Here is a 10,312-nt window from a genome sequence, read left to right on the forward strand (position 1 = left end):
TGCCGGTGCCGGTTTCGCCGGTGATGAGGACCGGGATGTCACGATCGATCACCTTGCGCAACTTGGCGATGATGGCGCTCATGCGGGCGTCGCCGGTATCGAGCGCTTGCAGCCCGCCACGCGGCTGGCCCGGATGGGGGCGGGCAGGCGGGGCGTGGCGCGCGGCCGGACTGGCGGGCAGCACTTCCGGCGCTTCGATCACGGCTTCCCGCGCATTCTGGAAATGCTGGTCGCGCAGCCGCAGTTCGGCGCGGCCATGGATGCGGATGCCGTTGTGCAGGCACAGCTCCAGCAAGCCCGACGCGGCCTTGCGATGGTGTTCGAACAGCAGCGACAGCGGCACCCCGAAGAGCGACGCAAAGGTATGCGACTGCAGTGCCGAGAGTGTCAGCCCCAGCTGGAACTGCGCACTGCGATTGGCCGCCAGGAAACGCCCGCCGGGCGTGAAGCTGACGATGCCTTCGACCAGCGTGCCCACGAATTCGGCGCGGCTGTGGAAGTGCAGGGTGATGCAATCGGGGAAGCTGCCGGCCAGCAGATGGTTTTCAATCATCTGCGCCGACATGCGCACCAGGGCCATGGTGTGCTTGTGGAAGCTGCCGCATTCGCCCGAGACATCCAGCACCCCCAGGACCTGGCCGCGATGGTCGAAGATGGGGGCGGCCGAACAGGTCAGGAAGCGGTTGGCATCCAGGTAGTGCTGCTGGGCGTGCACGGTGGTGGGCTTCTGCTCGTAAAGGGCCGTGCCGATGGCATTGGTACCGCGCAATTGTTCGGACCAGCGTCCGCCGGGCCCGAGAGCGACGCGGTCGGCCTTGGCCAGGAAATCGCTGTCGCCCAGCGTATGCAGGATGGTGCCTTCGGCGTCCGAGAGGAGCACCATGCTGTGGGTATTGCGAATCTGGTCGTAGAGGGTTTCCATGACCGGGCGGGCATGGCCGGAGAGGGCCTGGTTGGCTTCCAGCGTCTGGGCCAGGTCGGCGCGCGAGAGTGAATCCAGGTCGGGCCGCTGGCCGCGCGTGATGCCGTAGGACGAGCTGCGCTGGTGCGAGCGTTCGATGGCCTGCAGGTCCGGCACGCCATCGGCGCTGGCCTGCACCAGGGGCGAAGCGCCCAGCAATGCACCGGCACCGGGCCGGTTTGCCTGGTATTGCATCCTTGTCTCCTTGGGACCTCTGGCGGTCCTTGTTCCCCCTATATGGTCGCTTTCTTCTCTGATGGGAAGCTGAGGGTGAACAAGCATAACCGATTAATGCGGCAGGAGGACAAATTGAAACAGCATTTGCAGCGCGTCCGAAGTGAAGGCAAAATACTGTATATAAATACAGTATAGATGAGCTTTCCGTGGCTTCCTTCCCCAAATTCCCGCAGGGCATTGCCCGGCCTTTTCCAGAGCAGCCGACTCGGTCGGCCGCATCGGGCGAGGACGACGCGACCCTGACGCCAGAAACCTTCATCCATCGCGATCAGACCGCCCAGAAAGGGCGGGGCGCGGTCACCAACCTGCGTGGGCGCTATGAATCGGTGGCGCGGGAAGAGTTCGACGATGGCTGGCAGTCCGTCCGTTTTGCCGAGTCCCGGCCGCAGGCGGCTGAGAGCCCGGAGGAGGATGAGCCGCCCCGCCTGAAGACCATCGTCACCGAGGAAGACGCCCGCTCCATTATCACCCGCAACAGCTCGCCGGATTTGCCGTTTTCGCTTTCGCTCAATCCCTACCGGGGCTGTGAGCACGGCTGCATCTATTGCTTCGCCCGGCCCTCGCACAGCTACCTGGGCCTGTCCCCTGGGCTGGATTTTGAAAGCCGGCTGGTGGCCAAGCGCAATGCCCCCGAGGTGCTGCTGCGCGAACTCGCCAAGCCGTCCTATGAACCCGACACCATCACGGTGGGCATCAATACCGACGCCTACCAGCCCATCGAGCGCGAACGCCAGCTGACCCGGCGCATCCTGCAGATCCTGCACGATTGCGAGAACCCGGTGGCGCTCATCACCAAGTCCTCGCTGGTCGAGCGCGATATCGACTTGCTGGCCCCCATGGCAGCCAAGGGGCAGGCCATCGTTGCAGTGACGATCACCACGCTGGATGCGGCCATCGCGCGCACGCTGGAACCACGCGCGGCCAGCCCGGCGCGTCGATTGCGGGTGATCCGCACGCTGGCCGAGGCGGGCATTCCGGTGAGCGTGTCGATTGCGCCGGTGATCCCCTTCGTCACCGAACCGGACCTGGAACGCGTCATGGAGGCGGCCGTGGAGGCCGGGGCGCGCCAGGCGGGCTATATCGTGCTGCGCCTGCCTTGGGAAGTCAGCCCGCTGTTTCGCCAGTGGCTGCAGGCACATTTCCCCGACCGTGCGGCGCGAGTGATGAACCGCATCCAGGACATGCGTGGCGGCAAGGATTACGACGCCGATTTCGCCACCCGCATGCGCGGCACCGGGGTCTGGGCCGATCTGCTGCACCAGCGCTTCGAGAAGGCCAGCCGGCGCCTGGGCATCGATCATCGCAATCGGGCTTTTGCTACGCTGGATGCCAGCCGCTTCAAGCGGCCAATGGTGGTGCCGGCGGGGCAGGGGCGCTCGGCGGGCGATGCCCAGCTGGATTTGTTCTGAGGCAGACGGCCGGCGGCTGGTAAGATCCGCGTTTTAGTCCGTTTCTTCACTTCTCTGCATGCACACTCTGGAACAACTGCGCAGCGGCGCGCTGGAAGGCATCACCCGCCTGTCTCTCTCGTGCGGCCTGCGCGAATTCCCGCCAGAAATCTTCACCTTGGCTGAAACCCTTGAGATTCTGGACCTCAGCGGCAACGAACTGACTGCCTTGCCCGACGACCTGCCGCGTTTGCACCGGCTGAGCATCGTCTTCTGTTCCGACAATCCCTTCACCGAATTGCCCGCCGTACTGGGACGCTGTCCGTCGCTGGAGATGATCGGATTCAAGGCCAACCGGATCGAGCATGTACCTGCCGAATCGCTGCCACCCACGCTGCGCTGGCTGGTGCTGACCGACAACCGAATTGAGCAGCTGCCATCGAGCATCGGGCAGTGCCCCCGCCTGCAGAAGCTGATGCTGGCGGGCAACCGCCTGCGCTCACTGCCGCCGGAACTGGCGGCCTGCCGCAACCTGGAACTGCTGCGCCTGTCGGCCAATGCGCTGGAGGCGTTTCCGCATTGGCTGCTGACCCTGCCACGCCTGAGCTGGCTGGCTATGGCGGGCAATCCCTGGTGTGTAGCGGTGGAGGAAACGGCGGACCGCAACGCGCAAGTCGCGGCCATCGATTGGGATGATCTGGCCTTGGGCGAAAAGCTGGGAGAAGGCGCCTCCGGTGTGATCCACGCTGCCCGCTGGACCGTGGCAGACAGGTCGCAGCCGGTGGCGGTGAAGCTTTTCAAGGGCGCTGTCACCAGCGATGGCCTGCCCGAACGTGAGATGGCGGCCTGCATCATGGCCGGTAGCCATCGTGGGCTCATTCCCGTGCTGGGGCGCTTGCAAGGTCATCCGCAAGCGGTGCAGGGATTGGTGATGCCGCTGATCGATCCCGATTTCAAGGTGTTGGCCGGCCCGCCCAGCCTGCAATCCTGTACGCGCGATGTGTATGCGCAAGGCTTCACGCTCGCCTGGAGTCAAGTGATCGCCATCGCACGCGATATCGCCTCGGCAGCCGCCCACCTGCATGCGCAGGGCATCGTGCATGGCGACCTCTACGGTCACAACATCCTGCATCGGGACGGCGAAGCCCTGCTCGGCGATTTCGGTGCGGCCTGGTTCTACGATGCCGGACAGCCGCATGCCTGGGGCGTGCAGGCCATGGAAGTGCGGGCCTATGGCTGTCTGCTGGAAGAGTTGCTGGCGCATGGCCAGCCGGAAGATGAGGCCGGCAAGAAGCAGCGTGCGGCCCTGGCCGGGGTGCGCCAGGCTTGCCTGAGCGCCGATGCAGCCGCACGGCCGCATTTCGAGGCCATCGTGGCCATGCTGGACAATCTGACTGCGGACTGAAGCGGCGTTCAGGTCCGTTCGCTGGAACGCAGCAGCACCACCAGCGCGCCCGCTCCGCCATCGGCTGCGCGCGCCTGGCAGAAGGCCATCACTTCATCCTTCTGCGCCAGCCAGTTGCGGACCTTGTGCTTGAGCACGGGCTCCTTGTTCACCGAACCGAGTCCCTTGCCGTGGATCACCCGCACGCAGCGCAGGCCGCGGCGGCGTGACTGGCGCAAGAATTCACCCAAGGCTTCACGCGCCTGGTCGCGGCGATAGCCGTGCAGGTCCAGCTGGGCCTGGATCACCCAGTTGCCGCGCCGCAGCTTGCTCAAGACATCCATGCCCACGCCGGGGCGGGCGAAACTGAGGTTTTCGTCGCTGTCCATGAGCGTGTCGACGGTGAATTCGTCGGACAGCGACTCCAGCAGTGCGGCCTGTTCATCGGCCAGGTGCTGGCGGGGAATGGGGAGGGGAGGTTCCGGCAGGTAATGGGCCTTGTCGACCACTTCGGGACGCAAGGGCGCCACCTGGCCGATGCTGTTGCGGAAGATGTTGGCTTCCTCGCGGGCTGCCGCTTCCTGGCGCTGGCGCTCGGCCAAGGCCAGTGCGCGCGCTTTTTCCTGTTCCTGCAGATCGCGGCGCAATCCCTGGAGCGCCGAGAAATCCTTCATTGTCGCCATGACAGCCACCCAACCCTGTAGCGTATTGTTCCCTGAGTGACTACTTTAGCAGAAGCGGGCGAGCTCTTCAGCCGCAAGCCACCTTGATGATCACCAGGCCGGGATCGACATGCAGGTTCAGGCGGCGCGGGTTGAAGTCCATGGTGGCGGCGTCGTCCGGCTTGAGAACGCGGATCTCGGTGGCACCGGATTCGGCCAATGCCTGGCGCTCCACGTAGCCACTGTAGTTTTCGCCGATCAGGTGATCGGCACGCGAGGCATCGCATTGGCCGGCCGTGGCGTCGGCCACCGGGGTTTCGCGGGAAGCACTGCAGGCGACCAGCACGGCACCCAGGCTCACGGTGGCCAGCACGGCCTTGAGCACCGGCGAGCGGCGAGCGGCGCGGGAGGGGGATGAATAATAGGGCACGATGCTTTCCTCGGTCTTGATGATTCTGATATGAGATTGCTCGAGTGAAACAAAAAAGCCGGGACGACAACTCGTCACCGGCTTTTGGAGTGCCCGTTGCGTTGCGAGTTCTCGCAGCGCAGCATTTTACATCTCTTTACCTGCTTATTCGAGGCCTTCCAGATAGCGCTGTGCATCCAGTGCTGCCATGCAACCCGTACCGGCGCTGGTGATGGCCTGGCGGTAGATGTGATCCTGCACGTCGCCGGCGGCGAAGACGCCGTCGATGCTGGTGGCGGTGGCAAAGCCTTCGGTGCCGGTGCGGGTCTTCAGGTAGCCGTTCTGCATCTCCAGCTGGCCGTCGAAGATGCTGGTGTTGGGCTTGTGGCCGATGGCGATGAACAGGCCGTGCACCGGGATCTCGGTGATGGCGCCGTCCTGGGTCGACTTGATCTTGATGCCGGTCACGCCGCTGTCGTCGCCGACCACTTCATCCAGGGTGGAATGCCACTGGATGGCGATCTTGCCTTCGGTGACCTTGTGCAGCAGGCGGTCGATCAGGATGGGCTCGGCGCGGAACTTGTCGCGGCGGTGCACGATGGTGACCTTGCTGGCGATGTTGGAGAGGTACAGTGCTTCTTCCACGGCGGTGTTGCCGCCGCCGACCACGGCCACTTCCTTGCCGCGATAGAAGAAACCGTCACAGGTGGCGCAGGCCGATACGCCACGGCCCATGAAGGCCTGTTCCGAGGGCAGGCCCAGGTACTGGGCGGAGGCACCGGTGGCGATGATCAGGGCATCGGCCGTGTATTCGCCGCTGTCGCCGATCAGGCGGAACGGGCGCTCGGAGAGCTTGGTGGTGTGGATGTGATCGAAGATGATCTCGGTGTTGAAGCGCTCGGCGTGCTGCAGCAGGCGCTGCATCAGTTCCGGGCCTTGCACGCCCAGCGGGTCGCCGGGCCAGTTCTCGACGTCGGTGGTGGTCATCAGCTGGCCGCCTTGCTCCACGCCGGTGATCAGCACGGGGTTCAGGTTGGCGCGCGCGGCATAGACGGCGGCGCTATAGCCGGCGGGGCCGGAGCCGAGAATCAGGACCTTGGCATGTTTGGGCGTGCTCATAAGCTACTCATCAAATGTTGTGGGATCGCTTCTGCAAATGAGGCGACTCCCGGGGATTTCAATTCCCGGCCGGTCTGGCAGTTCAGCCAGACCGGCCGGCACAAGCGGGGCGGTTGCCAGCGCACAAGTTTGCGGTTTGCCGCGCTGCAAAACGGGTAAGATTATAGTCCATGCCCTCAACGGGGCTCATGGAATTACGCTATGCCGGTGATAGCCGCCGGCGTGGCAGACAGTAGCAGCAACGCTGTCGAAAATATGAACAAAATGACAGCACCCCCAGAACGATAGCGGTCAATCAAGGTCAGTGCAGCGGGTTTCCCGCCGCCCAGCGCAAAACCGCGAAGCGCCAAGTCAATGCCGTTACAATGACGGCTAGTTTTTTTTGTACGGAAGTTATGTCCAAGACGAGTCAAGCCCACATCCGCACCAACAAGACGCCGGCTCCTCCCATGCCCAACCGTCTGGTACGGCTGTTATCGGAGGCGCGCTGGCTGGCGCTGGCGGCCTTGCTGGCCTATCTGGCGCTGATCCTGCTGAGCTATGGCAAGACCGACCCTGGCTGGTCGGTGGCCAGCTCGGTGCCGCGCGTGGGCAACTGGGGCGGCCGCGTCGGCGCCTGGATGGCCGACTTGCTGCTCTACATCTTCGGGCTCTCGGCCTGGTGGTGGTGCGTCTTGCTGGGGCGCTCGGTGTGGACCGGCTACCGGCGCCTGTCGAACCGCTTCCTGGTGGCCCAGCCGGTGGAACCGGAACACCATCAGGAGCCGCTGATCCGCGCCGTGGGCTTTGTCTTCATGCTGACCGGCAGCATGGGCATCGAATTCACCCGCATGCAGCGCTTTGCGCCCAAGCTGCCGCATTCTTCAGGTGGCGTGCTGGGCGAGATGATCGGTTCGGCCATGCAGCCGACCTTCGGGTTCACTGGCTCCACCTTGTTGCTGTTGCTGCTGTTCGGGCTGGGCTTTTCGCTGCTGTTTCAGGTGTCCTGGCTGGCGGCGGTGGAACGCATCGGAGGCATGATCGAGGATGGCCTGTTCTGGGTGCGCGACTTCTTCGCCGCCCGGGCCGATCGCCGCGCCGGCCAGGAAGCCGCCGTCAAGCGCGAGGAAACCGTGGTGCAGGAACGCGCCAAGATCGTCGAGGCGCCGCCGATCCGCATCGAACCGCAAATCGTGGAAGTGCAGAAATCCGACCGCGTCCAGAAGGAGAAGCAGACCAGCCTCTTCGATGACCTCAACAGCGAGTTGCCGCCGCTGTCGCTGCTGGACGAAGCACCGCCGGCGCAGCAGACGGTCTCGGTGGAAACCCTGGAATTCACCAGCCGCCTGATCGAAAAGAAACTGGCCGACTTCGGTGTCGAGGTCAAGGTGGTGGCGGCCTATCCCGGCCCGGTGATCACCCGTTATGAAATCGAACCGGCCACAGGCGTGAAGGGCAGCCAGATCGTCAACCTGGCGCGCGACCTGGCGCGTTCGCTGTCGCTGACGTCGATTCGCGTGGTGGAAGTCATCCAGGGCAAGAATTTCATGGGCCTGGAGCTGCCCAATCCCAAGCGCCAGATCGTTCGCCTGACCGAGATCCTCGGCTCCAAGGTCTACAACGACAGCCATTCCAGCCTGACCGTGGCGCTGGGCAAGGACATCGCCGGCAATCCGGTGGTGGCCGACCTGGCCAAGATGCCGCACTTGCTGGTGGCCGGTACCACCGGTTCGGGCAAGTCGGTGGGGATCAATGCCACCATTCTTTCGCTGCTGTACAAATCCTCGCCGCGCCAGGTGCGCCTGATCCTGATCGATCCCAAGATGCTGGAACTGTCGATCTATGAAGGCATTCCGCACCTGCTGGCGCCGGTGGTGACCGACATGCGCCAGGCCGGCCACGCCCTGAACTGGGCGGTGGAAGAGATGGAGCGCCGCTACAAGAAGATGTCCAAGCTGGGCGTGCGCAACCTGGCCGGTTACAACCAGAAGATCATCGATGCCGAGAAGCGTGGCGAGAAGATCCCCAATCCCTTCAGCCTCACCCCGGATGCGCCGGAACCGCTGGAGCAGCTGGAAACCATCGTCATCATCATCGACGAACTGGCCGACCTGATGATGGTGGTGGGCAAGAAGGTGGAAGAACTGATCGCCCGCATCGCCCAGAAGGCGCGCGCCGCAGGCATCCACCTGATCCTGGCTACGCAGCGTCCCTCGGTGGACGTGATCACCGGCCTGATCAAGGCCAACGTGCCTACGCGCATTGCTTTCCAGGTGTCGTCCAAGATCGACTCTCGCACCATCCTTGACCAGATGGGCGCCGAAGCCCTGCTGGGCATGGGTGACATGCTCTACAACGCCCCGGGCACGGCCTTGCCGGTGCGGGTGCACGGTGCCTTCGTCTCGGATGATGAAGTGCATCGCGTGGTGGAGCACCTGAAAGCCCAGGGGGAACCGAATTACATCGAGGGCATCCTAGAGGGAGGCGTGCTGGAGGGCGCTGACGGTGGCGGTGGCAGCGGTGCTGCGGCCGGTGCCGGTGGCGGCGAAGGCGACGAGATGTACGACCAGGCCGTGGCCGTGGTCCTGAAACATCGCCGGGCCTCGATCTCGCTGGTGCAGCGTCACCTGCGCATCGGCTACAACCGCGCGGCGCGCTTGCTGGAGCAGATGGAGCAAAGCGGCCTGGTCTCCACCATGCAATCCAATGGCAACCGTGAAATCCTGGTGCCGGCAGGTGCCGGCGATGCGGCTGAATAAGCCGGGTTCCGATCCAGTTGCGCGCAAGATTGCATCCCGTCATCAACAGCACGCCCAGAAGGCCGGCCACTGTCGCGCCGGCCGCCACCTTGCTGGTGGCATTCGTCAAGAAGGAATCGAATAACATGGACAATTCCAGAAACGCTTTCCGCTCGCGCACTGCGCAAGCCCGTACCTTCAACCTGCGCCGGCTGGTCATGGCGGCCGGTCTTTCGGCACTGGCGGTGGCCGGTGCCATCGCCATCACCGCGCTGACCCCCGGCCGCGCTTCGGCCGCTGCGCTGGACCAGTTCAAGCAGTTCGTCAGCAGCACGCAATCGGCCAAGGGGGCTTTTACCCAGCGCATGGTGCGGGTCGAGAACGGCAGCTCCAAGGTGGTCAATACGTCCAGCGGCAGCTTCGTGTTTTCGCGTCCGGGCAAATTCATCTGGACCTACCAGAAGCCCTATGAGCAGGTGATCCAGGCTGATGGAGAAAAACTCTTCATCTACGACAAGGACCTCAACCAGGTCACGACCAAGAAACTGGGCAATGCGCTGGGCTCTTCGCCGGCTGCCATCCTCTTCGGCAGCAATGATCTGGAAAAAAACTTCACCCTGAAGGAAGCCGGCACCAAGGATGGCCTGGAATGGCTGCAAGCCGTGCCTAAAAGCAAGGATACGACCTTCGACAACATCGGCATCGGCCTGAAGAATGGCACGCCGGTAGCCATGGAACTGCATGATTCCTTTGGCCAGGTCTCGGTGCTGAGCTTCGACAGCTTCGAGAAGAATCCGCCGCTCAAGGGCAACAGCTTCAACTTCACCGTGCCGAAGGGTGCGGACGTGTTCGAGAACTGACCGGCATCCCCCTTCACGACAAACAGCCCCGCAGGCTTGCGCTTGCGGGGCTGTTTTCATGTGAGGTGCATGCGCTTCAGGGTTCGGGCATCTTCAGCAGGGGCAGCTTGCCGGTAACGTCCTTCCACTGCGCATGATCGGGCAGGGGCGGCTGGGCCTTGGTGATGGGTTTCCAGCCGGGCAGCTTGGCCAGGCGGGCGTTGAGGTCCTCGAAGTGCGACAGGGCGGCGGGCAGGTCGGTGGCGTTGTAGATGGCGCCGACTGGGCATTCCGGCACGCACATGGAGCAGTCGATGCAGCCGTCCGGATCGATGGCCAGGAAATTCGGGCCTTCCACGAAGCAGTCCATGGGGCAGACGCTGACGCAATCGGTGTACTTGCACTGGATACAGGAATCGGTGACGACGAAGGGCATGGAAAGCAGGGGAAAGGGCAGGTAAAAGGGCGATGTGAAGAAAAACGCGCAGGCCGCATTTTAACCGCTGCGCCCGATGGCTGCAGGCGCAGCCCTTGATCGCGCCATCGGCCTCGCGGCGGCCTGCTGCGTTAGACTACGGCCTTTGGTGAACGCGCCT

At 63.8% G+C, this 10,312-nt stretch carries 9 protein-coding genes; 4 read left to right on the forward strand and 5 right to left on the reverse strand.

Annotated elements, in window-relative coordinates; genetic code table 11:
* A partial coding sequence (locus B3873_RS04930; RefSeq protein ID WP_286864360.1) for a sigma-54-dependent Fis family transcriptional regulator occupies nucleotides 1-1,156 on the reverse strand: 1,156 nt, incomplete at its 3' end.
* A 188-nt stretch (nucleotides 1,157-1,344) separates the two neighbouring features.
* Here B3873_RS04930 and B3873_RS04935 point away from each other — a divergent pair.
* Together B3873_RS04935 and B3873_RS04940 are read left to right on the forward strand one after the other, a co-directional pair.
* Nucleotides 1,345-2,607 carry a PA0069 family radical SAM protein gene (locus B3873_RS04935; RefSeq protein ID WP_286864362.1) on the forward strand — a complete coding sequence of 421 codons (1,263 nt, stop codon included), beginning with the start codon at nucleotides 1,345-1,347 and terminating at the stop codon, nucleotides 2,605-2,607.
* 58 nt (nucleotides 2,608-2,665) lie between these two features.
* Nucleotides 2,666-3,991: a leucine-rich repeat-containing protein kinase family protein gene (locus B3873_RS04940; protein ID WP_286864364.1), complete on the forward strand. Its 1,326-nt coding sequence runs from the start codon at nucleotides 2,666-2,668 to the stop codon at nucleotides 3,989-3,991.
* 8 nt (nucleotides 3,992-3,999) lie between these two features.
* Here B3873_RS04940 and B3873_RS04945 read toward each other — a convergent pair whose 3' ends face one another.
* The 3 genes from B3873_RS04945 to trxB form a co-directional block, all read right to left on the reverse strand.
* The gene (locus tag B3873_RS04945) at nucleotides 4,000-4,653 is read right to left on the reverse strand and encodes a Smr/MutS family protein (protein WP_286864366.1); all 654 of its coding nucleotides are present in this window, start codon (nucleotides 4,651-4,653) and stop codon (nucleotides 4,000-4,002) included.
* A gap of 67 nt (nucleotides 4,654-4,720) precedes the next feature.
* Nucleotides 4,721-5,062 carry an I78 family peptidase inhibitor gene (locus B3873_RS04950; protein ID WP_286864368.1) on the reverse strand — a complete coding sequence of 114 codons (342 nt, stop codon included), beginning with the start codon at nucleotides 5,060-5,062 and terminating at the stop codon, nucleotides 4,721-4,723.
* Between the two features lie 144 nt (nucleotides 5,063-5,206).
* Nucleotides 5,207-6,160: a thioredoxin-disulfide reductase gene (gene trxB / locus B3873_RS04955; RefSeq protein ID WP_034331799.1), complete on the reverse strand. Its 954-nt coding sequence runs from the start codon at nucleotides 6,158-6,160 to the stop codon at nucleotides 5,207-5,209.
* Between the two features lie 395 nt (nucleotides 6,161-6,555).
* Here trxB and B3873_RS04960 point away from each other — a divergent pair, with 395 nt between their 5' ends.
* Nucleotides 6,556-8,898: a DNA translocase FtsK gene (locus B3873_RS04960; protein WP_286864372.1), complete on the forward strand. Its 2,343-nt coding sequence runs from the start codon at nucleotides 6,556-6,558 to the stop codon at nucleotides 8,896-8,898.
* Between the two features lie 125 nt (nucleotides 8,899-9,023).
* Entirely contained in the window at nucleotides 9,024-9,737 is a 714-nt protein-coding gene (lolA, locus tag B3873_RS04965; RefSeq protein WP_134135188.1) for an outer membrane lipoprotein chaperone LolA, read from the forward strand.
* 76 nt (nucleotides 9,738-9,813) lie between these two features.
* On the opposite strand, the gene fdxA is transcribed toward lolA, so the two are convergent.
* Nucleotides 9,814-10,152: a ferredoxin FdxA gene (gene fdxA / locus B3873_RS04970; protein WP_088753639.1), complete on the reverse strand. Its 339-nt coding sequence runs from the start codon at nucleotides 10,150-10,152 to the stop codon at nucleotides 9,814-9,816.
* Nucleotides 10,153-10,312: the final 160 nt, after the last annotated feature.

It is taken from the genome of Herbaspirillum sp. UBA812, from assembly GCF_002296545.1.
In the GTDB taxonomy this organism is placed as follows: domain Bacteria; phylum Pseudomonadota; class Gammaproteobacteria; order Burkholderiales; family Burkholderiaceae_D; genus Herbaspirillum; species Herbaspirillum huttiense.